The following is a 24,352-nucleotide window of genomic DNA, read 5'->3' as shown; positions in this document are numbered from 1 at the left end:
CATTATTCTAACACTTTGATTCACGATACATGGCTCTGAACACCTCACACGTCACGCCAACAAAAAAGCTAACGATCAGGTCAATTAGCGAAGCGCTGCCGCGCAGCCACTACCAGCGCTGCCCTGAATGCGACATGCTGTTCAGCTTGCCGGAGATGAGCGCTCATCAAAGCGCTTATTGTCCTCGTTGCCAGGCCAAAATTCGCGATGGGCGCGACTGGTCGCTGACGCGGCTGACCGCGATGGCGGTAACCATGCTGCTATTGATGCCGTTTGCCTGGAGCGAACCGTTACTCCATATCTACCTGTTGGGCGTACGCATTGATGCCAATGTGATGCACGGCATCTGGCAAATGACGCAGCAGGGCGATCCGTTAACCGCCGCAATGGTGCTCTTTTGCGTGGTGGGCGCGCCGCTTATTCTGGTTTTTTCAATTGCTTACCTGTGGTTTGGCAGCCTCCTCGGCATGAATCTGCGTCCAGTCCTGCTGATGCTGGAAAAACTGAAAGAGTGGGTGATGCTGGACATCTATCTGGTCGGTATTGGCGTTGCCTCTATCAAAGTGCAGGACTATGCCTTTCTGCAGCCGGGCATCGGGCTTTTAGCGTTCGTCTCGTTGGTGGTTCTTAGCATTCTGACTATGATTCATCTGAATGTGGAGCAACTATGGGAACGATTTTATCCGCAGCGCCCTGCTCAACGTGCGGACGAAAGATTGCGCGTCTGTCTTGGCTGCCACTTTAGCGGCTATCCGGATGCGAAAGGACGCTGCCCGCGTTGTCATATTCCGCTACGGTTACGCAGAAAACAGAGCATACAGAAGTGTTGGGCGGCCTTGCTGGCGTCTATTGTCTTTTTGCTGCCGGCAAACCTGCTGCCTATCTCGGTAATCTACATTAATGGCGGGCGTCAGGAAGATACTATCCTGTCGGGCATTATGTCGCTTGCCAGCAGCAATATCGCCGTCGCCGCCGTCGTTTTTATCGCCAGTATTTTGGTGCCGTTTACCAAAGTCATCGTGATGTTTACGCTACTGTTGAGTATCCATTTTAAATGCCAACAGGGACTGCGGACGCGAATTCTGTTGCTGCGTCTGGTGACATGGATAGGCCGTTGGTCGATGCTGGATCTTTTCGTTATCTCGTTAACCATGTCTCTGATTAATCGCGATCAGATTCTGGCTTTTACTATGGGACCGGCTGCGTTTTATTTCGGCGCAGCGGTAATTTTGACTATTCTTGCAGTGGAATGGCTGGATAGCCGCTTACTTTGGGATGCACATGAGTCAGGAAACGCCCGCTTCGAAGACTGAAGCGCAAATTAAAACCAAACGCCGTATTTCACCTTTCTGGCTGCTACCGCTTATCGCGCTAATGATCGCGGGGTGGCTGGTATGGGATAGCTACCAGGATCGCGGCAATAGCGTGACTATCGATTTTATGTCGGCGGACGGTATCGTACCGGGCCGTACTCCCGTGCGTTATCAGGGAGTAGAAGTCGGCACCGTGGAAGATGTCAGTCTGAGCAAAGATCTGCGCAAAATTGAAGTTCGCGTCAGTATCAAATCAGATATGGAAGATGCGTTGCGCGAAGAGACGCAATTCTGGCTGGTGACGCCCAAAGCCTCGCTGGCGGGCGTTTCCGGCCTGGATGCGTTGGTCGGCGGGAATTACATCGGTATGATGCCAGGTAAAGGCAAGCCCAGAGATCATTTCGTCGCCCTGGATACACAGCCTAAATACCGGCTTAGCAACGGCGATCTGATGATTCATCTCAATGCGCCGGATCTCGGTTCGCTTAATAGCGGTTCACTGGTCTATTTCCGTAAAATCCCTGTCGGACGGGTGTATGACTATTCGATTAACCCTAACAAACAGGGCGTGACGATTGACGTTCTGATTGAGCGACGGTTTACCGATCTGGTGAAAAAAGGCAGCCGTTTTTGGAATGTCTCCGGCATTGACGCCGATCTAAGCCTGAGCGGCGCGAAGGTGAAACTGGAGACCCTCGCGGCCCTGGTCAATGGCGCGATTGCGTTTGACTCACCGGACAATTCCAAACCCGCCGCCCAGGATGACACGTTCGGCTTATATAAAGATTTAGCCCACAGCCAACGAGGGGTAATCGTTAAACTTGAGCTGCCCAGCGGAGACGGTCTGAAAGCGGAATCTACGCCGCTCATGTACCAGGGACTGGAGGTGGGTGAGCTTTCTAAACTGACGCTCAACCCTGGCGGTAAAGTCACCGGAGAGATGACCGTCGATCCCAGCGTTGTTCCGCTGATGCGGGAAAATACGCGTATTGAGTTACGCAATCCCAAACTGTCGCTGAGCGACGCGAATATCAGTTCGTTGTTAACCGGAAAAACCTTCGAGCTGGTGCCGGGCGACGGCGAACCGCGCAGTGAATTTGTGGTGGTGCCGGGTGAAAAGGCCCTGCTGCATGAGGCGAATGCCTTAACCCTGACGCTGACGGCCCCGGAAAGTTACGGCATCGAACCGGGCCAGCCGTTAATTTTACATGGCGTAAAAATTGGCCAGGTCATTGAGCGCAACTTATCCAGTAAAGGCGTGTCATTCACCGTCGCGATTGAACCGCAGCACCGGGATTTGGTACAGGGCGACAGTAAATTCGTGGTCAACAGCCGGGTGGATGTCAAAGTCGGCCTTGACGGCGTAGAGTTCCTCGGCGCCAGCGCCAGCGAGTGGATTGACGGCGGAATTCGTATTTTACCCGGTACGAGCGGGAAGATGAAATCCACCTACCCGCTCTATGCTAACCTGGAAAAAGCGCTGGAAAATAGTCTCAGTGACTTACCGACTACCACCCTGACGCTGACAGCCGAAACGTTGCCGGATGTCCAGGCAGGTTCCGTCGTGCTGTATCGAAAATTTGAAGTAGGCGAAGTCATCACCGTTCGCCCACGCGCCAATACCTTTGACATCGACCTGCATATTAAGCCGGAATATCGCCACCTGTTAACCAGCAATAGCGTGTTCTGGGCGGAAGGCGGCGCGAAGGTGCAACTTAACGGCAGCGGCCTAACGGTACAGGCCTCGCCACTCTCCCGCGCGCTGAAAGGGGCCATTAGTTTTGATAACCTGAGCGGCGCCAGCGCCAGTCGGCGCAAAGGCGATAAACGCATTCTTTATGCTTCAGAAACTTCCGCCCGCGCGGTAGACGGACAAATTACGCTGCACGCGTTCGACGCTGGAAAATTGGCGGAAGGGATGCCCATTCGTTACCTCGGTATTGATATCGGCCAGATCCAGACGCTGGAATTGATCACCGCACGTAATGAAGTGCAGGCAAAAGCCGTACTTTATCCGGAGTATGTACAGACATTTGCCCGCGCCGGGACACGTTTTTCCGTTATCACGCCACAAATTTCCGCGGCGGGCGTCGAGCATCTGGATACGATTCTCCAGCCCTATATTAACGTTGAGCCAGGACGCGGCGCGGCACGGCGCGACTTTGAACTGCAGGAAGCCACGATTACCGACTCACGCTATCTGGATGGGTTAAGCATCGTCGTGGAGGCGCCAGAAGCAGGCTCGCTTAATATTGGTACCCCCGTCCTGTTTCGCGGTATCGAAGTGGGAACCGTCACCGGAATGTCCCTGGGGTCGCTCTCCGATCGCGTGATGATCACCTTGCGCATCAGTAAGCGTTACCAATATCTGGTGCGTAATAACTCCGTATTCTGGCTTGCCTCCGGCTATAGTCTCGACTTTGGTCTGACAGGCGGCGTGGTGAAAACGGGGACATTTAATCAGTTCATCCGTGGCGGTATCGCCTTCGCTACTCCACCAGGTACGCCGCTGGCGCCAAAAGCGCAAGCCGGTAAGCATTTCCTGTTACAAGAGAGCGAACCGAAAGAGTGGCGTGAATGGGGTACCGCTCTGCCACGTTAAACACCCGGCTCCGGCGTACTCGCGCCGGAGCGTTTTATGCTACACTGCGCGCCTGTTTTTTTGCCGGCGATACACCTGTGGCTCAACACGCTGTCTATTTTCCTGACGCTTTTCTGACGCAAATGCGTGAAGCAATGCCTTCCACGCTCTCTTTTGATGAATTTATTTCGGCCTGCCAACGCCCGTTGCGCCGCAGTATACGCATCAATACGCTTAAAATATCCGTGGCTGATTTCCTTGCCCTAATCGCGCCCTACGGCTGGTCGCTCACGCCAATTCCGTGGTGTCATGAAGGATTCTGGATCGAGCGCGATGATGAAGAGGCATTGCCGCTTGGCAGTACCGCTGAGCATTTAAGCGGCCTGTTTTACATTCAGGAGGCCAGTTCGATGCTGCCGGTCGCGGCCCTGTTCGCCGATGATAATCATCCGCAGCGGGTCATGGATATGGCAGCGGCGCCTGGCTCCAAAACCACGCAGATCGCTGCCCGCATGGGGAACCGCGGCGCCATTCTGGCCAACGAATTTTCGGCCAGCCGCGTCAAAGTTCTGCACGCTAATATCAGCCGATGTGGAATCGCCAATACCGCACTGACGCATTTCGATGGCCGCGTATTTGGCGCTGCGTTACCGGAGATGTTTGACGCTATCCTGCTGGATGCGCCCTGCTCTGGCGAAGGCGTAGTACGTAAAGATCCTGATGCGCTAAAAAACTGGTCGCCAGAAAGCAATCTGGATATCGCGGCGACACAGCGGGAACTGCTCAACAGCGCTTTTCATGCTTTACGACCCGGCGGCACGCTGGTCTACTCCACCTGCACGTTAAATCGCCAGGAAAACGAAGAGGTCTGCCTCTGGCTGAAAGAGACCTACGCCGACGCCGTTGAATTTTTGCCGCTGGGTGATCTGTTTCCTGACGCTGACCGTGCCCTCACCCCGGAAGGCTTCCTGCACGTCTTCCCGCAAATTTACGACTGCGAAGGATTCTTCGTCGCACGTCTGCGTAAAATGTCATCCCTTCCAGCCATGCCCGCGCCGGGGTATAAAGTGGGGGCGTTTCCTTTTACCCCCCTCAAAGGCCGCGAAGCATTACACGTTACCCAGGCGGCCAACGCCGTCGGACTGTTATGGGATGAAAATCTCCATCTTTGGCAGCGTGAAAAAGAGGTCTGGCTGTTCCCGGCAGAAATTGAATCACTGATCGGAAAAGTCCGTTTTTCCCGGCTCGGCATTAAGCTGGCCGAAAGTCATAATAAAGGCTATCGCTGGCAACATGAGGCGACGATAGCCCTTGCCTGCCCGACTCATGCTCACGCGTTCGAACTTTCTGTGCAAGAGGCGGAGGAGTGGTATCGCGGTCGGGATATTTATCCGCAAACACCCCCTGCCGCTGATGATGTCCTGGTGACGTTCCAGCATCAGCCACTTGGTCTGGCAAAACGTATCGGCGCCAGAATAAAGAACAGTTACCCGCGTGAACTGGTACGTGATGGCAAACTCTTTACTGGTAATAGTTAAAAGGCGCACAAAAAAACCGCACTTTTTGACTGGCGCTTTTGCGTACGTTGACTACGCTGAAAAATGGACGGCTAAACTGGTCGTACCACAATTAGCGTATTAACGGAGAGCACGATGATGAAAACCAGTGTGCGCATTGGCGCTTTTGAAATCGACGATGCCGAATTACATGGCGAATCGCCGGGGGAGCGAACGTTAACAATCCCCTGTAAATCCGATCCGGATTTATGTATGCAACTGGACGCCTGGGATGCCGAAACCAGCGTTCCCGCCATTCTCAACGGGGAACATTCCGTTTTGTTCCGTACTCATTACGATCCTAAATCTGATGCCTGGGTCATGCGTCTTGCCTGACTCAAAAAGAACCCGTCGCCAGGCGGGTTATTTATTCTTCCTTTTCTCATTTCCCCCCTGCGCTAACCTCTCCTACACTATCGTGTAAAGTAGTTAACATTGAGGATGTAATGTTCGCGCTGGTACTTTTTGTATGTTACCTGGATGGAGGATGCGAGGATATTGTCGTGGACATCTACGATACCGAGCAGCAATGTCTTTATTCGATGGACGATCAACGGATTCGCCATGGCGGCTGTTTTCCGGTAGAGGATTTTATCGATGGCTTCTGGCGGCCTGCGCAGCAATATAGCGATTTTTAACCCTGGGCGCTGATACCGCTATTGTATCCGCGCTAACGTCAATTGCCCGCCAAATACCGCGCCCGTATCAATATAGTGTACGTTGGCAAAATCCATGCGCCGGCGCAACGGCGTATGGCCAAACCAAAAATGATCGGCTCCGCTAATCCCGCCGCGCTTATTTATGAGCCGTTCGCGACTCCAGAGAACCTGATGTAAATCGACTTTTCTTTGCCATTGATAGGTTGACGCGGGGTAATCAGCATGAGCGATCACATGCGTGCTATGGCGGCAGCGAACTTCCAGTATCCAGGGCAGCCGCTGACAAAGGATAAAAAGCGCTTCAGCTTGCGCAGCGTGTTCAGCGGTCAGGCGGGTAAACCAGTCGCCACCATTCATCAACCACAGCGTCGACTGCAATGAGGCCCGCGCATCCAGCGCCATTTGTTCATGATTGCCGCGAACCGCCATCATCCAGGACTCACGCAGTAAAGCCAGGCAACCCAAGCTGTCCGGGCCTCTATCAATGAGATCGCCCACAGAAACTAACAAGTCTTGTTGCGGATCAAATCGACACTCACGTAACCTTTTCATTAACATTGAAAAACAGCCGTGAATATCGCCAACCACCCAGACATGCCGCCAATTCTTTGCCTCTATTCGCTGATAAATCTCTTCAGGCCGCATCATGTTTTTCCTGTCGTTCATTATCCAGGACAGATATAAAAAGATAGCGTGTGCAGATTTTTTTGCTTAGTAAGCGTGCGCTGTTGTAAATAGCGAATTTCACCATTAGCGAGTAAATGCTTTGTTATCATCGCAATAAAATATAACTGGCTGCGCCAGGGGAGGGTTATCCCCTGGCGCAGCGAGCTACTCACTATCGCCTGTTCACCTTCAATACTCTTCCTCCTTAAAAACATATCGGAAACATAAACCACATCGCCTCAGCACACGATATAGCACACTCTTTAGCGGAGTGATCCTCAAGGCAAACCAGCGCCAATGCAGGTGTCGTTACCGTGGCGACCATCGCCCCCACAAACAGGCGCAGCACAATTTTTTTTAAAGGCGGCATAACCTCTCCTGACAGTTAACAGACCATTAATCCTTATCGAGACATCATCCGTGCGCGGGTATCATAGACTTAACAACACGCAGCGTTACAAAAAAAGCTGTCTGGTTGTGCAGGTATTTAGAGTAATAACAATTATTTTAAGTTTTAAGGTTATCCATTTGATTTTTATATTAAAATAAAGATGACGACGTTTTGTTAAAAGCGTCGCCATAAAAACGAATATATAGTTTCAGAAAATCTGCTATTAATTCATATGGTTAATAGCAGTATTGTATTTACTACCATCAGGAGGCATTCTGAAGATACTTATTCGCAATATTTTCTATAGTTAACTGAAATTGTTGTGGCGTTGGCATCGTCCCCTTATTAAACAGCGGCGTAACCTCTTTCATAACGATTTTCTCAGCATACGCTTTAAAAGATACCTGCTGATTATGATTTATAAACATATGCGGATATTTAATACTCGCGGAAGCAATGAGGGGGACGACAAAAGGATTCGCCCCTGCCCCACCTGGAGTAAATACGCCATTTTTTATCTCCCCAGGTAGCCCCGCATTCTGCGCAGCCTCTCCTATCTCTTTCAAAAAGGGGGTAATACTGACCCCTTTACTGATGAGTAATTTACAACATTGATCTTTATTATTACTGTACACGGCTGATAATATGGCTTCGCATGTCTGACGAGCATAGGCCGGATCTTTACTCGCATTACCTTTGATATCCAGACTATTGAGCTTTTGCAGCATAAAATCTTTAACAGTTTTACTGGTTAATACCGCCCTACCCTCAGAAGCGTTCCCACGATGAAAATGGGTAGTCGGTATGTCTGTTTGTTGATGCAGGCTAAAACGATCTGACAGACTCGTCGACAGGCTGATAAAGCTATTTCTAACGGCAGTAATACTTTTTGCAAAAATGTCCTTCTCCGTTGTTTTTTCTTTTACTGGTTCAACGTCACTTCTATGGATTCTGTAGTGCTGGGTGGATAGTGTTATGTTAGTCACGGTAGTTCTCCTTTTAGATAACTATGCATAGCTACACTTTGTTTATATTTCTTGCTTTCAAAAAATAGCCACCTTCTCCACAACCATTTTTACTCATTGATATTTATAAATTTTATTTTCCTGATGGATTTTGTTCTTCTGTCACTTAGCCTGTTTTTTTTCGGCGCAAGGTGATCGACTTTTATCGAGGAACATTTTTATCGGGACAATCCTGAACAGGTAAAACATCACTTCAATTCAACTACTGCGTCACATAAAACATTCATGAATATTATTATTTATGCTGATGTTGTTACGATTTTGCCCCCATTCGCAGGCTGGCTACCAATTATCCTGCCAGCGAGTTAGCCGCTTTTTCAAAACCTATAAAGTCGCCACGCCAAATCTCTCCGTCACTGTAATCCTTATCTAAACATCAATTAATTAACTGATTTTTATATATTATGACTTTTCATGACGTTCAGAAAAACTACAAATGAAATGGATTGACGCATCTATTAGTGGTCAAAAAAACGCGCTACGAGAAATAATCAGTAACAATTGCAACACTATTCCAATCATAACGTAAACTATATGATACCAGGTGATTATTATTGCTTTTAGGTAACATATCTGTATGGCTGCTTTTAAGCAACAATACTCTAACACAACATATAACATTATAACTTACAATAGGTTAACAAATGGAATTACAGCTTATGCTTAACCACTTTTTCGAGCGCGTCAGAAAGGATGCAAATTTCAACGCATTTCTAATCGATCTGGAATATAATAATATCGCTTATTACATCTATTTTGTTGCTACCGGCAATGTGAAAATTATCACTCATGCAGGCCACTTCATTTCTATTAAAAGCAATAGAAAGCTGATTAAAGTCAATTCAACACCAAATACGGAATTAATAAAATTGACTTCAGCTAAACACTTTTCGGGGGAGCATTCCTATGAAAAATACTGTACTGATCTGGCAACGGCAGGCGTTTTTAAATGGATTGTTGAATTAAACCAAAAAACTCGACAATAATGGTCGAAAGACAACCAATTATTATATATAGAAAATGTGGTCATGCCGCTTTAACAAGCCAGGGTAATAATAGCGTCAGTCGTGACATTCGGCGTGTTACGACTGCGGGTTATCCATTTGAGACCATAATGAGAGTCTGACTGCGAGAGTTATCCTGTGCAGTCCGACCGACGCAGCAACGTTTGACACGATGCTCGACAACAGCATCTCCTGGTGCAGGAGAAATGATATTCAAAGCGATATCGACTAAAAGCTCAAAATATTTGCCTTCTATTTATATTCTATCTAATTAATACCCTCCAGGAAGTGTGGCATAATTGCAGAATCTGTCAGGATTCCGGGAGCATACCGGAGCGTAATCGAAAAAACATCTGGAGATGTATGAGCAAGGATGAAATCAGTTATCAAATTCTTTACCGGTACTCTCTGGAAAAGCTATACAGTACTCTTACCAGAAGAGTAGATAACGTGCTGTCATTCGCCCTCGTTTTTCTCGGGGTCGGCGTCACCATAAACGTCGGGAGTCCCTTTATTCTGGGGCCAGGCATTGTGGGTATCGCCATACTAAAAAGAGTACTCCGCTTCGGCACGCGATCAGCACAGGCCGACCGGCAGTCCCGCGCCTGGCTGAAACTTTTTAATACTCAGCACCGCTTTCCTTCAGATAAAACACTGTTCCTTGCTTTCACATCGCTTGAGCAAGACGCGAGTGAAGTATGGTCCATGCTTATTGGTCCTGCCATCGTCATGACTGAGACCGCCCTCGGAAAAACGCCCATTGAGCCATTGACGGCGGGTGAAAAACTCTGTGCATTTTTGAGCGGCGCGACGAAATCCCAGCCAGCAGATCGCAATTGACCTGTCTTCTAAACGCCTGTGCCATACCACAGAGATTTAGTATAAAATTAATTAATGGAGTACTGACGCTGTCAGCAGGTTTCTCTGAGTGAAAGATTCGTATTATACGCACAGCCCAGTTTACAGTTTATATAACAGCGCAATATGTTTTTGTATCCGTACCATGCCGCCTACAAGCGGCTGTCTGAGTACCTCTAGCCGTGCCAGGGGGTATTAGCTCAAATGTGAGCTGACAGCCAAACCTAATCTGACTGTCCGCCCTGTGCCAGAAGCGGACGCTGATCATGGTGTGTACAGGCCAACGGTACGATATATTTTAAAGCTACCTGATTACAGCTTTCATAAAGCTATGGGTATTCAAATGCAGCAAAGCTATAAACCGAGCTTAATTAAATAATGCCTTTGCGAACCTACTTTAGGAAAGTCCGGTAGCGACATTTGAAGTATATAACCCTGTTTTTCATAAAAAGGGAGAGCCTGGAAGCTAAAGGTATCTACAAGTCCATGAACACAGCCTTTCCGCAAACCTTCTTTTTCGGCCATCGCCATAAGTTTGCTCCCCAGACCGCAGTTCCTTGCAGATTCACTTACCCAAAGATAGTCGATGCAGAGCCACGGACCTTTTCTGTCAGCAATTAATCCGCCTACCATTTCGCCGCTTTCGTTTCTGCAGTAGACCCCAAGCTGCCCATTTTTACTAAAATCGACGAACTGAGCATTGTAGCTTCTTAATCCGGTTAATAGTTCTTCTTTATCAAATTCAGTAACTTGATGTGTGATTTGAATGTCCATACATGCCCAATTGAACAAGTTTGTATTTGGAATATAACGTTATAAATAAGTTAATTAAATGTATCAATAGAAAGTTTGTTTTTACTCCTGGGGGCAGGTCACGTCCGCTACTCGCTTAAAGCAAACTGTCAGTTGGAGTCTGAGCTGGTACAATTAATGTGCCACTGGTTAGAAATCAGTAATACGATTTTATCAGGCTGGTGCTCTGGCCTGTCAGGATTTGAGGTATCCACCCGGTTTACCAGCCCCCTGTATTTGGCACCAGTGGAACCCACTTCCCGATCCAGGATATCCAGTACCCACCACCGAACCTCTTTCCCCAAAAGACATGAGCAACCTCAAGCGCCTTGTCTGGATGATAACCACGGTATGAAGTTTGATAACACGTGGAATCAGGGCGTATGGTTCGCTCTCCGTTCAGCAACTGGACGCCCTTCTCCCCAGCCTTTCAGCGTTGAAGATTTGCCAGCGCTGGGTGAAGAGTATAGGCGAATTATGAAAATCATTTCTGCCGTTTATACTTCGAAAAAGACGTTATCAAAAAGGTGGTTCGCAAGCGCGGAGTTATTAAACCTTTACTTAACGAAATACGGTTTAAGTTGCTTGAATTGCAGCAGAAAGAAAACGACGGCTTGCTGATGCTGGACAAATTAAGCAAGCATGGCATCAATGGACTGATACGCCGTCAATAAAAGGAAGGGGGCATGGACGATCCCGTCACATCACCAATCACAACAGAAGAGCACAAAACAACATTTCACAGTGTAAAGGATAAAACACGATGCCATTTTCAATCAAAAACATATGTTCAGGTCCAAAAGGACATTGCCCAGAAATCTCCAGCCCTATACAGGACAAGCCAGTACCGAGGAATTGCACACTGACCTCAACAACATGCGATATACAGAGCTATACAGTATTCAGCAGATGGTCCTGCAGTTATGAAATGCGCCCACCCGGTGCAGAAGAAAGAACCCCACGACTAAAATTCTCAGCAACGGAGCTCTCATGGCTATCTAAAACAATAGAAACAGAGAGGCGCAACACAAAAGAATGAGCCTGTCAGTAATTCTGTGTAACTGCCCAGTTATTAAAGGTGATCGCTCAGGCGGTCACCGAACTCGATAATAAAACGGCTCACCGCCAGCCGCCAGTTCTGGATCGGCATACTCCATTTTTTGACGCATCCTTGATCGCCAGATAAATAACTTTTCGTACTGAGTCATCCGTCGGGAACACCTTGCGTTTCTTAATCGCGGCACGGATCACGCAGTTCAGGGATTAGATTGCGTTTGTGGTGTAGATGGCCTTGCGGATATCCGGCGGATAACTGAAGAGCGTATTGAGGTTTTCCCAGTGCGCACGCCAGCTTTTGCTGGTTTGCGGATATTTATCGTCCCGGGCTTTCGCGAACGCATCCATCGCCATCAGTGCCGCCTCTTCGGACGGGGCCTGAGGCCGCTGGTGGCGACTTTGTAGCCTTTCCAGGCTACGTATTTCAGGCTGTTACGCACCATGTGGATACTGTACAGCTGGATATGGGGCTGCGGGAAGACGCTGTTTATCGCATCCGGGAAGCCCTTCAGACCATCCACACAGGCAATCAGGATGTCCTGAACGCCCCGGGTTTTCAGCTCCGTCAGCACGCTTAGCCAGAACTTTTCGCCTTCATTTTCGGCCAGCCACATACCCAGTAACTCTTTCTGGCCTTCGGTGTTGATACCCAGTGCCAGGAAGACGGCTTTGTTGATTACGCTGCCATTCTGACGGACTTTGACGACAATGCAGTCCATATAAACAATGGGGTACAGCGCATCCGGTTGCCGGTTTTGCCTCTCAGTGACCTGCTCTTTTACGGCGTCGGTGACTTTAGATATCAGCGAGGGTGACACATTGGCGTCGTACATCTCTTTGAAGGTGGCGACGATTTCGCGGGTAGTCATGCCTTTGGCGTAGAGGGATAAAATTTGGCTGTCCATCTGCGTAATGCGCGTCTGGTGCTTCTTAAGCAGCTGTGGTTCGAAGGTGTTTTCACGCTCACGCGGTGTGTTGAGTTCTATCTCGCCGTCATCGCACAACACCGTTTTGGACGAGTAGCCATTACGGGTGTTTGAGCCTGTTTTGGGCGCATTTTTCTCATACCCGGGGTGGTCAGCCAGCTCCGCATTGAGCACCGTTTCGACGGTTAATTTCGTCAGCATACGGGAAAACGGATTGAGGTCGGCTTCGGTTTTAAGGCCTTTAGTCAGTTCAACCGCAAGGGCTTTGAGTTTCTTTTCGTCCATAATTGCCTGTCCCCGTTACTGGAGTGAACATATCAAACACAGGCAATTACACAATTTTATATTACAGTCTCAGTTCAGTCACATTATTGATGAGCGACTGTACGTTAAGCCAATCAAGACCGAGATGAAAATCGCTCTGCCACTTTCGCTCACCCCTCCTTCCATGGGTTTACGCCTCAGTACGGTGATTGATCGTTGCCGCCTGGTAAGCCGTAGCGAATACCTTATCAGCGCTGGCATACGCAAAAACCGCCCGAACGGGAGTATTCATCCTGACAGCCTGACTAAAAAATTTGTTGCGGCACGAAAATTTACCGGAATAAATTTAGTGATAACCCACCGACATTTCACGAGATCCGCAGCTTATCCGGACGACTGTATAAAGATGCTTACGGGGAAAGGTTTGCTCAGAAACTCCTGGGACATACTTCCGAGAACACCACGAAACTCTATCTCGATGAACGCGATAATAAAGCTTACGTGATGCTCTGATTTTGCTGTAAAAGAAATGTTAAACTGGATTTGGATCTGATATAACGAAAAAGCCCGGAATACAGAAATTCTGGAAAATTTCGGAAATTTCGGATTATTGATCATAAGCAACTGATTTATAAGAAAAAAAGAGACCAAATACGATTCCCGCTTACGGCAACCATTGATATTTCTCTTTAAATTCATAATGTTACATATTAATTAAGTGATTTTAACGATTGGAATATGTTATTTTTGATTCTAATAGATTCAATTAGTTATCACTTTTTACGTTTTAATTCGGACATATTTCGGGCCATTTTGCGTATAAATCCCCCGACCAAACAAATTAACTGCCCAATACATCACTCCCCTCTTCCATTGGGGGACTCCCGATGCCAAATACCCATGTAGACGAAGGCTTAATAGTGATGCCAACAAAAGCGATCGCGAAAAGTTGAACAGGTGGCTAGTTTCAGATTAAACACATTGGTTAGTCATCTTGAACAAGTAAAATCCGCCGCAACTGGCAACCATTCAATACTCGCACTATCGAACGATCGCCAGCTTGCCGCAGCCCGTTCTTGCATACGATGTGGCTGCGGTTCCATCACATCAGGAATGTGAAAATCGGGATAAACCTGCCACTTAACCTGAAGCAGGTCTTCATAGCGGGTGGTATACCGAGGCGAAAGCATTTCTCTTAAGGTCGCCATATAAAAACATTCTATTACAACGAGTTATCTCCTCCTGCCTCCGCCCCGGCGCAAAGCTATAGTTTTTTCTATCTCCTTGTGAAACAAACAATTATTCTTGCTATGGTGCTGATTAACAATCGTTCGCGGGCAACGTACATTCAGCGAGTTTCAGAGCTTCCTGACGGAATTCAGCCGGTGCTGTTTCTGGGGCTTCTTACTGGTTGATACAGATCCTGCCTCTTACTTGAGAATTTACTCATTTAGCCGTATGTCCATTATGGGTGGATAAGATCATTTATCATCGTAAGGGTTGAAAGCGATAAGTTAAACTTGTCCTGGCTCAACAAGGGACCCGACTAATGATGAGCTCTTCATCTTCAAGGCGTTTTATGCCTTCCAGCAAGAATAGACATTAAATCGACAACTGCTGCCAGGTCTTACAGGCGCAGTGGACAATCGTGTGGTAACAGCCTGAGTCATTTATTATTTTTCTCATTCAGCATAACTGCGTCTTCTGATAGAGAAATTTTTATCTAAACATATAAAAAACACAGTGAAGAAAACGCTACTTTTTTCTAGCTAAAAAGCTAAATTAATTTTTTTTACGGAGAGGATCTTATGCGCAAGGTGTCGATATCTATATTATTCATGCTAGTTTCACTGACTTGGGGGACTACATGGTTGGCCATGCGAATTGCCGTTGAAACTATCCCTCCAGTGTTTGCAACCGGAATGAGGTTTATGTTTGCAGCACCTTTTTTAATCATCATTGCATGGTTAAGAAAAAAAAACACTGTTGTTTCCTCCCGGACAACGATTATTCCAGTTTGTGATATGCATCTTTTATTTTTGCATTCCTTTCTCACTAATGATTTATGGTGAAACCTATGTCAACTCTGGGCTTGCTGCCATTATCTTTGCGAATATGCCTGTGGCCGTTTTGATAGCATCGGTTTTGTTTCTAAATGAAAAAGCGAAACTAATGCAGATCGCGGGCTTAACTATCGCAATCACTGCATTGACGGGGATACTTCTTGAAGAAACGAATACAAGTACAGAGAGTCACTGGCAGGGTATCACTGCGCTTATTTCTGCTGTGTTAATCCATGCCATAATATATACACAATGTAAGAAAAGAAGTTGTACTGTCTCTGTTATCACATTTAATGCGCTCCCGTGCCTTTTAGCTGGGTTGATACTTTCTGCGACAGGATGGTTTTTTGAAAGACCACAAGTATCAACCTTCTCAGTACACTCAATATTAGCTACCCTGTATCTCGGGGCTTTTGCCGGAGTTTTTGGTATCCTGTGCTACTTTGCGCTTCAGCAAAAGGCTAATGCCTTCCAGGCTTCGCTTGTATTTCTTATCTTTCCGCTGATTGCGGTAAGTCTGGAAGACTATATTTATGGATATGCTATTTCAACACACTCAATGCTGCTTATTATACCATTAGTTATCGGGATATTTCTTACTCTTGTCGCCAGAAATATCCCTGTAACCAGCAGATGCCGGGATAACTCATCACAGAAATAATCGATTTATAGTAACGCAAATAATTCCTGATGCCTTACTGAGCTCCGGCTAATGCGGGGTGGATAAGCTGGAATACAGACCCGGTAATACACAGCGATTATATTAACAAGCAATGTAATAAAGGAGTTTTTTATGTTCATGTTTCTGCCATTCTTGCTTGCACTGAGCGTGGCAATGGGGGCCATAAACAGAAAGGATAAAGTCAGCTACATTCTGTGGGCCGTTTTACTCATCGTCACTATTTTATCATTCATTCATCATATGACCAATTCGCTGACTTTGTCATTTTAAGGAGTGTGTATGAAAACGCATCATCATCCAACAACACTTGTTCATCTGATTAATCAGGTGGGACTCCTTGGGATATGCGTTGCTCTGGTTGTAGCCTTTTATTATCAACTCGTCAGGCATGAGCTGCCTTGTCCAATTTGCTTATTACAGCGGGCTGGCCTCATCATCGCCGGTTTTGGCTTTTTATTTAACCTCTGCTTTGGTCTACGAGGTATACATTACGGGATGGTAATTATTGGCAGTATCCTGACCGGAGTTATGGCATCCCGGCAAATATGTTTGCATATCATGCCCGGTGACACAGGATATGGTTCTGCATTTTTTGGATTACACTTTTATACCTGGACTCTGATTACGTCAATTCTGATTATTATTGCTGTTGCGGTGGTTCTGGCAATCAGTAGCATGAATGTTGCATTTCGTTCATTGAATATTAATCCGGTCCTGTTCAGTATTGTCGGTTGGGTATTTCTGTTACTGATTACTGCCAACCTTATTTCAACTGTACTGGAATGTGGCGGAGGGGAATGTGCTGCTAACCCGGTCACATATAAGCTACTGTCGAAACAGGATATTGCCTTTCTGAAAACAGGCCTCCTGACGAGGGCAGTTCTCCGGTTATGACGCACTTTTAAAATGACTGATTGGTAAATATATAGCAAGCACCTGTCTTGTAGAAATTGGAATGGTTATGGGCTAACACGGAAGTTACAGTAACATTGAAATGTTGCAATAACAGGAATCAAACTTACAACCTTCGCATTACGAATTAGTAGAATCACATTTAACTAACTGTTTCAAATACACATTTCCGCATTCACATTGCTCAACTCAATGGCACATGATGTTAGAAATAGAATGATGCTTCACCATGTTTGACACAAAAATGGCACACCCTATAAAGCATCCACAGCACATATTTGGGTGGCACGCACCGTGGAAATACTGCATTACCCTAACACAGGGAATTTTCTGTACAGCGTCGACAGCCCCGCATCATAAATAATCGCTACCTGCTGTCGCGGTACTCCTGCCCTAATAAGGCACCCTGCCTGCGCCCATTGCTCCGGCGTCAGTTTTGGCCTACGGCCACCAATGTAGTGGCACTGTAGTGGCACACTGGGTACTGAAGCAATGGCCACAACTGGCGCTTGATGCTATCAGCCAGATAACCTTCCAGATGGATAACAAACATAGCAGCTATCCTGTCTGTATCGGAATTGTAAAACCAGACGTTGACCATCTTCATCAAGGTTAAAGGAACAAAGAGCTCTTTAAAGTAACTCTTTGTTCCATTACGATAGTTTAAATATGATGTTCTGAATGGGCCTTCACTACATAAACAGGAAAGGCTCAGGATAACCACTTCTCAGACATTAAAAGCAAATGAGAAAACCAAGGGGGCCTAAACCTGCCGCCAGGGAACAAACCTTTGCACAGTCTGCAGTGCTACCACCGTCCCCTATGCACCCCAGGGCGAACGCTGGCTGGGCAGCAGACGACAACAGCAGAAGAGTTGTTATGAATAAAACTTTACGTGATTTAATAAGAGAAAACATATTATTACCCTCATAGTAAGCAGTATTAAATAAGCCGGGATATATCTGATGTTCAATCAGTCCCTCATATAGGGTTAGCACCATAGCGAGTCGTTTTCACAAAAAACACAGACTGTTGAAACTTTATTTATCACTTTGACATTTGCAATACATGACACATGATTAGCTTCAGCCGCCATTATAGGGAAAGCTCCATTTCCATACTCATTTACTCACTTCTCCCTGCGGAAAAAGAAATGCAGTATAGCCAGCGTGATGCTTTTGCTGAAACCAGGCGCGAGCAACACGGCAATGATGATCGGCGTCAGAATGAGTTCGGAATCAGCATTGGCAAACAAGGCGCACAGTCGTTAATACCCACCAGCAGTTCCGGCAGGACTGCGACAATGTCGTAAGAGAGGCCTTCAGCCAGGCAAAACAGCGCTACGGTGCGCCCCGGCTTGCTGAGGAAGTGAACCTGGGGCCTGAGGTACAATGTAAAACGATAGCGTCCAGCCTGCGCCGTCAGGGTCTGCGGCGATCTCAGTCCGGAACAATTTGAAAACCAGAACCTCGCTTAAGGCTGTGTCCACAATACGCGGACAGGATCAAAACTGTTAGTGTGGCTGGCTTACAAGAATGAAGTGAAGTTGATTGATATAACAAACACTCCTGATAATGTTAACTGGCCTGTTCCTCCGGGGGGCGAGCCAGCCATGATTTGAAAAGCACATGAAATCACTTTCACATGAATTAATTTACATTGAAAATAAAATATAATAGTGCTTATCATTTTTATTTAAGTTAAATATTTTATAAATGGTTTTTATTTACTCACCTGATGGTAATGAATAACGTTTAATATCTATAGTAAAGGATGCTGTAACCGTAAGGATAGTGTGCCACAATTTAACAGGTAACATATTATGAAACACGTTAAGAGCGTATTTTTAGCAATGGTTTTAATATTACCATCTTCACTATATCCTGCTCTTACAATAGCGGCAGACTCTCAAGATCATAAAAAAGAAGAAACAATTAAGCCAATGCCTAAAAAGTGGTGTAATCTTTGGCCTGCTGACATACCCTTCCCTGAAGATTGGTTTAAAATGTGTAGAGGTTATTGAGTATAAATTTAATATACTAGCCAGTAACCATATCAGTTATGACAGACAGGCCTTCTTCATATTTGCTATAAATAAGGCCTGAGCTTTCCTGACAAATTATAAACTACTGGCTGGTTTCTCCGGCCAGACAGGCTTTAAAGTATCAACACGGTTTACCTGTCCTGTACCCGGTACTTTCTCCATGCCAGAAGAGAAGCTTTTTCTTTATTGGTTGCTTTGTCCAGATCCACTGCATCCTGTAACGGCGCGATTTTTTCAGACGCTATTTGCAGGAGTCTGTTTTTCGTTCCTTCAGCTTCACGAAGTCTGGCTGCGGCCTCCGCAGCTTCATCATTCATCCAGACCTGAGCCTTACTATCCCATTTTTTGTATCCACCACCTGGTGAAACTGATGTGACGTTTTCAGGTAGCGGACCAAGATCGGAGATATAAACCTGATTGCCGGTTGTTGTGTCGTAAACCGTCTCGCCGCGGTGATCCTCCTGCAGACTCCACGTTTGGGTTTCAGCGTCAAAAACAGCAATATGACTGGAGGGAATATCAGGAGGGGCTATATCAGTACAATTTGCCGGGCGACGCTGTCCGGGGGACCTGACCACATCCGGCCCCCATTGCAGGTAATGCAACAGATGTAATTTTCCGGTCTTCTCCGGCGCTTTTATTGTGCTGAAAAATTGCCAGTAACGCAGCCCGTGTTGCATTATAAACCGCGTCGGTGCCGTCAATAATCAGCGGAACGCGCATCGTCGGGGCGTGAACCAGCCACGGATGTTTACTGTTACCCGTTTCAATAACAAAGGCGGTGCCGACGGGCTGTTCCCCCAGGTATTCACGGATGATATTTTGCTGTACCCGTTCCTGTAATTGCGACCCGAAATATGCCGTAATAGCAGCATCCACACCGCCGTCCATAAGACCAAAGGTTTCCGCATTACCGTCTGCGTCCACAATAACGACGTGTCCGTGTGGACCGATATACATGGTGTGCTCGTGTCCTCCGATATAAACTGTATGCGCATGGTCGCCAGCGGCCTGTGTCCACGCACCACCTCCAGGCTGAAATGAAGTGTGATTGGAATCTCCCCAGTATGAATTGATATAACCGCCGAACTGGTTAGTATGATTGCCCGTGGTATTAACGCCCCTTTTCGGAGTCAAACCAGTTCTTACGCTCTTTTGGAGTCATTTTATTCGGGTCCTGATGTTCAGCAGCCTGGGAAACGGGCGTTTCCATCAGTACGCGGATCACATCCGTCAGGAGATACAGCTTGTTTTTTTCATTGCTTCCCAGTGCCAGGGGAACGCCCGGCCCGAGAGGCGACTGACAACCGTCTGTCGATGTAACCCTGTAATAGCGGCAAGCTGACAGATATTGCATTTGAGGTTCTTCAGTTCGTCATCCATTTTTACCTCTGGGGCTGTTTCTTAGCGCGCCCTCCCCCGGAAAAACAAAATATAATGAACAAAAAACATACAAACCATCATCTTTTAAAAATAAATGACGTTAAAACAGAGGGTTACAACATGATGATGATGATGCATGAAAAATCAAAAATGCGCCAAATCCCGCGCCGCTGCCGTCCCGTGGCAGACCGCCCCGCCGGGAGTACCTTTTTAAAATGCGAACAATTATCAACAACTACCACTTAATGATTATTTATTTCATTTTGCGATATTGATTATCATTTTCAATAACAACACACAGAGAACATAAATGAAAAACATCATCACTATTATCGTAGCCATTATTATCGTTTTTTATGCAGGTATGTGGTCGCAGAAATTCCTGATGGAAGATGAGTGCCTTGATTCAGGTGGTTCATACAATGAAAATGGAATTTGCAATATTGCAGGCAGTCATCAGGATGTTCCCCCTAAGTAAGCAGAATGCTTTTTAAATTCGTTACCCACCTCTACAGATAAGGAGGCGAATGGTCACTAAAAGTAAAATCCATTGCAGAAGAATTTCCGGAAAGTTGTTATTCCAGCACCCCGACAGGTTATTCAGACAGATTTCAGCTATATCAAAACTGAGTGAGTACTTATCAGTTTCATCTGGTGAAAAACCTGTTCTTATTCATCTGGTTCCATCTGATGATATGTAGTCACTTTTTTACAGCAATATTACAGGGGGAGTTTCAATGCCTCCTGTAATTATTTGACTCTCTCACCGAATCATATACTCGTTCACACGTCATTCCTGCCCGGTAGCGCTCGTCAGCGATTCCAGCATAATGTTTAGCTTCTTCTGCAATATCTCCGAGCATGTTGGCAAGCATTCTGGCGTCGGCGTTGGTTGTTTTGCTTCTGACTGCAGCGGCAAGATTTGCGGTGTGCTTTGCGGCGTCCAGGCGGGTGGCAAGTTTTTTTGCTTCGGTACGCAGCTGGCTAACAGTGGCAGACAGGCCAGCAGCAGTGGCAGCAGATTTAGCGGCTTGCGCTTGTGCATCTTTCACAGCCTCATCACGGGCAATAACGCGGCCCTGTTCAATAATACGGGCGGCGGTCTGGGCGTTGACTTCCTGAGAGGATTCAGCGCTGTCGCGATCTGCCCATTTTTTTTGCCAGCCCCTGTCACTCCAGACATTACCGGCGATAAACGCACCAGCCATCAGCAAAATAAACACCAGCTGCAACCAGTATCTTTTCAGAAGAGCAGATAACAGACTCATACCAGCACCGATTTTGCTTTCTCAAAGCGCTCCCGCCGATCACCGATGCCGTTCCGCCCTCCGTTGATGATCTGCGTAACTCGTACCAGGTCGCCGGAATATTTCAGACACCCTTTAGTCACAAAAAGCCACGCTGCGGATCGGGCGGCATGACGTTCTAGCTCAAGCTGTCCTGGATTCGCCACTAGATCCAGTTTCAGTGCAACGCCACATCTGGTGTAATTCTCCAGCCCGGTAATCCTGATCTTCGCCGAACGTGGTGCGAAAGCTTTCTTGCCGTTCATGGCGTTCGCGATCCGGACTGGTACGAATATGTGCCTGATAACACCCCAACAACCCATTAAGAAAATGCAGCAAGGCTTAGTCAGGCGGGCAAATGTCTGCGGGATATTGAGGCAGGGAGATTTCAGTGTGATGAAGAAAAACAGCAACCGACAGGCGAACTGGCAGATGAACCAGCAACGCCTGAAGCAGTGGAACAGGACACAACTGAACATCATCCGGACCCACAGCCGCTGGAGAATGAACCACCTGTAAGCCAGACAGAAGCAGGCTACCAGAAAATACGGGCAGAACTGCACGAAGCACGTAAAAACATTCCACCCAAAAACCCGGTTGATGTTGGTAAACAACTGGCAGCCGCGCGCGGTGAATATGTCGAAGACATCAGCGACCCGAACGATCCGAAGTGGGTTCATAACAATTACAGCGCCTCAAATCAGGGTGAAAAAGAAGAAGTGGTGCCGGAGGAAAAACAACCAGCAGCAGAGCCGGAGGCTGTCACCAGAAACGCGGACGGGACTTTCGATGTATCAGCGCTATTCCCGCCCCCCTCAAACCAGACCGAAAAAACGGAAGCCAGAACAGAAAGAGATGGAGAAACGCCGAAAGAGAGCAACCAGCAGGAAACGGCTGGCGATACAGGACAGGAAATTACAACGGACGGTGGATCAGGTACTGGCGGTGATGAAGCTGGCGAAGCGGCAGATCCCGTAGAAAACGGAAATTTCACTGTCCCTGATGATATACAGCCAGGCATTTACTATGACATCCCTAACGAGGCGTATCACGCTGGCCAGGGGGTCAGTAAATCACAGCTTGATGATATCGTAGATACACCAGCAATTTATCTTTGGCGCAAAAATGCCCCCGTGGACACGGAGAAAACAAAGTCTCTTGATACAGGAACGGCTTTTCACTGCCGGGTACTGGAACCAGAGGAATTCAGTAAACGCTTCATCATCGCACCGGAGTTTAACCGCCGTACCAGTGCAGGAAAAGAAGAAGAGAAAACCTTTCTGGAAGAGTGCGCCCGGACAGGAATAACCGTGCTTACGGCAGAAGAAGGCCGGAAAATCGAATTTATGTACCAGAGTGTGATGGCGTTAACCGAGTGCATTGCTGGAGAAGTTGATCAGTGAGTCGAAAAAAGTACGATGCTAACCTTCCGAGGTACCTCACCTACCGTAAGGCCAGTAAATCTTTTTTCTGGCGTAACCCGGTAACTGACAAGGAATTTCCGCTCGGTCAGATCGCCCGCAGGGACGCAATCACACAGGCCATAGAGGCAAACAACTTCATAGCGCAAAACCACACGCCAGTGGCGCTTATTGAAAAACTAAAAGGAACGGACTCATTCACTGTGTCCGCATGGATTGATCGCTATGAGGTTTTATTACAGCGCCGGAATCTGTCGGTTAATACCTACAAGATTCGCAGTAATCAATTAGCGACCGTACGCGAAAAAATGGGAGAAATAATACTGGCAGAAGCAACAACCCGGCACATTGCCAAATTTCTTGAGTCGTGGATAACCGAGGGAAAAAACACTATGGCGGGAGCAATGAGATCAGTTCTATCTGACATGTTCAGAGAGGCTATTGTCGAAGGGCATATTGTGAAAAACCCGGTGGAAGCAACCCGGATACCAGAGATTAAGGTGGCCAGGGAACGCCTGCAACTGGAAACATATAACGCCACGAGGACGGCGGCAGAACATCTGCCTGTGTGGTTTCCTCTTGCGATGGATCTCGCGCTGGTTACTGGTCAACGTAGGGAGGATATCGTAAATATGAAATTTAGTGATGTTGTTGACAACCGCTTATACGTAACTCAGATTAAAACCGGAATGAAAATAGCCATTCCCCTATCCCTGACCCTTGAGGCACCAGGGTTACGTCTGGGAACGGTTATCGATCGCTGCCGGCTGGTAAGCAGAACTGATATCATGATCAGTGCAGGAATCAGGAAAAATAGCCCGACCGGGAATATTCACCCGGATGGGCTGACAAAGACATTTGTAAAAGCAAGAAAAGCCTCCGGCGTTAACTTCAGCAATAATCCACCGACATTTCACGAGATCCGAAGTCTGGCCGGACGGCTGTACAAAAACGAGCACGGCGAGGTGTTCGCCCAAAAACTCCTGGGCCACACATTAGCGAACACCACGAAACTCTATCTCGATGAGCGTGATGATAAAGCTTATATGATGCTCTAATACTCCAATTTTCGTTGTGAAATAAATGTTAAATTTAATTTGATTGTGATATAACCAAAAAGACCGGAATACAGAAATTCGGAAAAATTTCGGAAAATTTCGGAAAACGGATCGTAAGCGACTGTTTTATAAGAAAAATAAAAAGAGACCGAATACGATTCCTGTTTACGGCAACAATTGATCTTTCTCTTTAAATTCACAATGTTACATATTAATTAAGTGATTTTAACGATTAGAATACGTTATTTTTGATTCTAATAGATTCAATTAGTTATCACTTTTTACGTTTTAATTCTGACATATTTCAAACCATTTTGCGTATAAATCCCCCGACCAATCAAACTCACTGCCCAATATATCACTCGACCTCTTCCACTGGTGGCCTCCCGATGCCAAATGCCCATGTAGACGA

22 protein-coding genes and 11 pseudogenes are annotated in these 24,352 nt (G+C 46.9%); 19 read left to right on the top strand and 14 right to left on the bottom strand.

From position 1 onward, the window contains the following. Positions 1-29 precede the first annotated feature (29 nt). The 5 genes from yebS to N7E69_RS18925 all read left to right on the top strand — a co-directional run bounded on the left by yebS (position 30) and on the right by N7E69_RS18925 (position 6,088). Positions 30-1,313 carry a membrane integrity lipid transport subunit YebS gene (gene yebS / locus N7E69_RS18945; RefSeq protein WP_001207294.1) on the top strand — a complete coding sequence of 428 codons (1,284 nt, stop codon included), beginning with the start codon at positions 30-32 and terminating at the stop codon, positions 1,311-1,313. After that, a complete protein-coding gene (locus tag N7E69_RS18940) occupies positions 1,282-3,915 on the top strand; it encodes a PqiB family protein (RefSeq protein WP_001752430.1) in 2,634 nt (877 codons plus the stop codon). The genes yebS and N7E69_RS18940 overlap by 32 nt, the downstream gene beginning before the upstream one ends. Positions 3,916-3,992: 77 nt before the next feature. Continuing rightward, positions 3,993-5,432: a 16S rRNA (cytosine(1407)-C(5))-methyltransferase RsmF gene (rsmF, locus tag N7E69_RS18935; RefSeq protein WP_001531515.1), complete on the top strand. Its 1,440-nt coding sequence runs from the start codon at positions 3,993-3,995 to the stop codon at positions 5,430-5,432. 117 nt (positions 5,433-5,549) lie between these two features. Then, positions 5,550-5,786 (top strand): YebV family protein, encoded by a 237-nt coding sequence (locus tag N7E69_RS18930; protein WP_024131108.1) that lies wholly within the window; start codon positions 5,550-5,552, stop codon positions 5,784-5,786. A gap of 110 nt (positions 5,787-5,896) precedes the next feature. Beyond that, on the top strand, positions 5,897-6,088 hold the full coding sequence (locus N7E69_RS18925) for a YebW family protein (RefSeq protein ID WP_000457838.1): 192 nt from the start codon (positions 5,897-5,899) through the stop codon (positions 6,086-6,088). A gap of 18 nt (positions 6,089-6,106) precedes the next feature. Here the strand turns inward: N7E69_RS18925 and pphA are convergent, their stop codons facing one another. From pphA to sopE2, 4 genes are all read right to left on the bottom strand, one after another. Next, positions 6,107-6,757, bottom strand: a complete 651-nt coding sequence (gene pphA, locus N7E69_RS18920) for a protein-serine/threonine phosphatase (RefSeq protein ID WP_000986173.1) — start codon at positions 6,755-6,757, stop codon at positions 6,107-6,109. Positions 6,758-6,774: 17 nt separating this feature from the next. Further along, positions 6,775-6,990 carry a hypothetical protein gene (locus tag N7E69_RS24485; RefSeq protein WP_001574231.1) on the bottom strand — a complete coding sequence of 72 codons (216 nt, stop codon included), beginning with the start codon at positions 6,988-6,990 and terminating at the stop codon, positions 6,775-6,777. Continuing rightward, entirely contained in the window at positions 6,981-7,145 is a 165-nt protein-coding gene (locus N7E69_RS18915) for a membrane protein (RefSeq protein ID WP_001134856.1), read from the bottom strand. Before N7E69_RS18915 ends, N7E69_RS24485 begins: the two co-directional genes overlap by 10 nt. A gap of 284 nt (positions 7,146-7,429) precedes the next feature. Beyond that, the gene (gene sopE2 / locus N7E69_RS18910) at positions 7,430-8,152 is read right to left on the bottom strand and encodes an SPI-1 type III secretion system guanine nucleotide exchange factor SopE2 (protein ID WP_000182072.1); all 723 of its coding nucleotides are present in this window, start codon (positions 8,150-8,152) and stop codon (positions 7,430-7,432) included. Positions 8,153-8,835: 683 nt separating this feature from the next. Between sopE2 and N7E69_RS18905 the strand changes: the two genes are divergently transcribed. Then, positions 8,836-9,177 (top strand): DUF1398 family protein, encoded by a 342-nt coding sequence (locus N7E69_RS18905; protein ID WP_001752424.1) that lies wholly within the window; start codon positions 8,836-8,838, stop codon positions 9,175-9,177. 381 nt (positions 9,178-9,558) lie between these two features. After that, a complete protein-coding gene (locus tag N7E69_RS18900; RefSeq protein WP_000030946.1) occupies positions 9,559-10,035 on the top strand; it encodes a hypothetical protein in 477 nt (158 codons plus the stop codon). 372 nt (positions 10,036-10,407) lie between these two features. On the opposite strand, the gene N7E69_RS18895 is transcribed toward N7E69_RS18900, so the two are convergent. After that, positions 10,408-10,827, bottom strand: coding sequence for a GNAT family N-acetyltransferase (locus N7E69_RS18895; protein ID WP_000354407.1), 420 nt, complete (start codon positions 10,825-10,827; stop codon positions 10,408-10,410). A gap of 369 nt (positions 10,828-11,196) precedes the next feature. Between N7E69_RS18895 and N7E69_RS18890 the strand changes: the two genes are divergently transcribed. Both N7E69_RS18890 and N7E69_RS18885 read left to right on the top strand, forming a co-directional pair. Continuing rightward, positions 11,197-11,466, top strand: coding sequence for a hypothetical protein (locus tag N7E69_RS18890; RefSeq protein ID WP_001752421.1), 270 nt, complete (start codon positions 11,197-11,199; stop codon positions 11,464-11,466). Between the two features lie 165 nt (positions 11,467-11,631). Continuing rightward, the gene (locus N7E69_RS18885) at positions 11,632-11,772 is read left to right on the top strand and encodes a hypothetical protein (RefSeq protein WP_001617922.1); all 141 of its coding nucleotides are present in this window, start codon (positions 11,632-11,634) and stop codon (positions 11,770-11,772) included. A gap of 145 nt (positions 11,773-11,917) precedes the next feature. On the opposite strand, the pseudogene N7E69_RS18880 reads toward N7E69_RS18885, so the two are convergent. Next, positions 11,918-13,112, bottom strand: a pseudogene (locus tag N7E69_RS18880) (IS256 family transposase). A gap of 58 nt (positions 13,113-13,170) precedes the next feature. On the opposite strand from N7E69_RS18880, the pseudogene N7E69_RS18875 reads away from it, so the two are divergent. The 4 genes and pseudogenes from N7E69_RS18875 to N7E69_RS18860 form a co-directional block, all read left to right on the top strand. After that, positions 13,171-13,604: pseudogene (locus N7E69_RS18875) on the top strand (tyrosine-type recombinase/integrase); the annotation flags it as partial. Between the two features lie 1,295 nt (positions 13,605-14,899). Continuing rightward, a pseudogene (locus tag N7E69_RS18870) lies at positions 14,900-15,815 on the top strand (DMT family transporter). 132 nt (positions 15,816-15,947) lie between these two features. Next, the gene (locus N7E69_RS18865) at positions 15,948-16,106 is read left to right on the top strand and encodes a DUF5993 family protein (protein ID WP_000480735.1); all 159 of its coding nucleotides are present in this window, start codon (positions 15,948-15,950) and stop codon (positions 16,104-16,106) included. A 9-nt stretch (positions 16,107-16,115) separates the two neighbouring features. Further along, positions 16,116-16,730, top strand: a complete 615-nt coding sequence (locus N7E69_RS18860; protein WP_000848073.1) for a disulfide bond formation protein B — start codon at positions 16,116-16,118, stop codon at positions 16,728-16,730. A 326-nt stretch (positions 16,731-17,056) separates the two neighbouring features. Here N7E69_RS18860 and N7E69_RS24610 read toward each other — a convergent pair. Beyond that, a pseudogene (locus N7E69_RS24610) lies at positions 17,057-17,203 on the bottom strand (helix-turn-helix domain-containing protein); the annotation flags it as partial. A gap of 674 nt (positions 17,204-17,877) precedes the next feature. After that, entirely contained in the window at positions 17,878-18,003 is a 126-nt protein-coding gene (locus N7E69_RS18850; protein ID WP_001574229.1) for a hypothetical protein, read from the bottom strand. On the opposite strand from N7E69_RS18850, the pseudogene N7E69_RS18845 reads away from it, so the two are divergent. Both N7E69_RS18845 and pagK read left to right on the top strand, forming a co-directional pair. Then, positions 17,994-18,194, top strand: a pseudogene (locus N7E69_RS18845) (IS3 family transposase); the annotation flags it as partial. The gene N7E69_RS18850 and the pseudogene N7E69_RS18845 overlap by 10 nt on opposite strands. A 376-nt stretch (positions 18,195-18,570) precedes the next feature. Beyond that, on the top strand, positions 18,571-18,771 hold the full coding sequence (gene pagK, locus N7E69_RS18840) for a vesicle-borne virulence factor PagK (protein WP_001751604.1): 201 nt from the start codon (positions 18,571-18,573) through the stop codon (positions 18,769-18,771). A gap of 96 nt (positions 18,772-18,867) precedes the next feature. Here the strand turns inward: pagK and N7E69_RS18835 are convergent. The 4 pseudogenes from N7E69_RS18835 to N7E69_RS18825 all read right to left on the bottom strand — a co-directional run. Next, positions 18,868-19,349: pseudogene (locus N7E69_RS18835) on the bottom strand (tail fiber assembly protein); the annotation flags it as partial. Continuing rightward, positions 19,328-19,701, bottom strand: a pseudogene (locus N7E69_RS18830) (macro domain-containing protein); the annotation flags it as partial. The pseudogenes N7E69_RS18835 and N7E69_RS18830, both read right to left, overlap by 22 nt. After that, positions 19,693-19,917, bottom strand: a pseudogene (locus tag N7E69_RS24605) (tail fiber protein); the annotation flags it as partial. The pseudogenes N7E69_RS24605 and N7E69_RS18830, both read right to left, overlap by 9 nt. Further along, positions 19,910-20,175, bottom strand: a pseudogene (locus tag N7E69_RS18825) (DUF1441 family protein); the annotation flags it as partial. The pseudogenes N7E69_RS24605 and N7E69_RS18825, both read right to left, overlap by 8 nt. 54 nt (positions 20,176-20,229) lie before the next feature. On the opposite strand from N7E69_RS18825, the gene N7E69_RS18820 reads away from it, so the two are divergent. Together N7E69_RS18820 and N7E69_RS18815 are read left to right on the top strand one after the other, a co-directional pair. After that, positions 20,230-20,421, top strand: coding sequence for a hypothetical protein (locus N7E69_RS18820; protein WP_001034751.1), 192 nt, complete (start codon positions 20,230-20,232; stop codon positions 20,419-20,421). Between the two features lie 64 nt (positions 20,422-20,485). Continuing rightward, positions 20,486-20,653 carry a lytic enzyme gene (locus N7E69_RS18815; RefSeq protein WP_000789530.1) on the top strand — a complete coding sequence of 56 codons (168 nt, stop codon included), beginning with the start codon at positions 20,486-20,488 and terminating at the stop codon, positions 20,651-20,653. Between the two features lie 256 nt (positions 20,654-20,909). Here the strand turns inward: N7E69_RS18815 and N7E69_RS18810 are convergent, their stop codons facing one another. After that, positions 20,910-21,443: a DUF2514 domain-containing protein gene (locus N7E69_RS18810; RefSeq protein WP_000055326.1), complete on the bottom strand. Its 534-nt coding sequence runs from the start codon at positions 21,441-21,443 to the stop codon at positions 20,910-20,912. After that, positions 21,440-21,688 (bottom strand): annotated as a pseudogene (locus N7E69_RS18805) (glycoside hydrolase family 19 protein); the annotation flags it as partial. The gene N7E69_RS18810 and the pseudogene N7E69_RS18805, both read right to left, overlap by 4 nt. 138 nt (positions 21,689-21,826) lie before the next feature. Between N7E69_RS18805 and N7E69_RS18800 the strand changes: the two are divergent. After that, positions 21,827-22,831: pseudogene (locus N7E69_RS18800) on the top strand (exonuclease VIII); the annotation flags it as partial. A 29-nt stretch (positions 22,832-22,860) separates the two neighbouring features. Beyond that, positions 22,861-23,940, top strand: coding sequence for a tyrosine-type recombinase/integrase (locus tag N7E69_RS18795; protein WP_000087644.1), 1,080 nt, complete (start codon positions 22,861-22,863; stop codon positions 23,938-23,940). The last annotated feature ends 412 nt before the right edge of the window (positions 23,941-24,352 follow it).

The sequence above is a fragment of the Salmonella sp. 3C genome, from assembly GCF_025426275.1.
In the GTDB taxonomy this organism is placed as follows: Bacteria; Pseudomonadota; Gammaproteobacteria; order Enterobacterales; family Enterobacteriaceae; genus Salmonella; species Salmonella enterica.
Note: the sequence above shows the minus strand (reverse complement) of the source record. Positions and strands in the feature narration are given on the sequence as shown.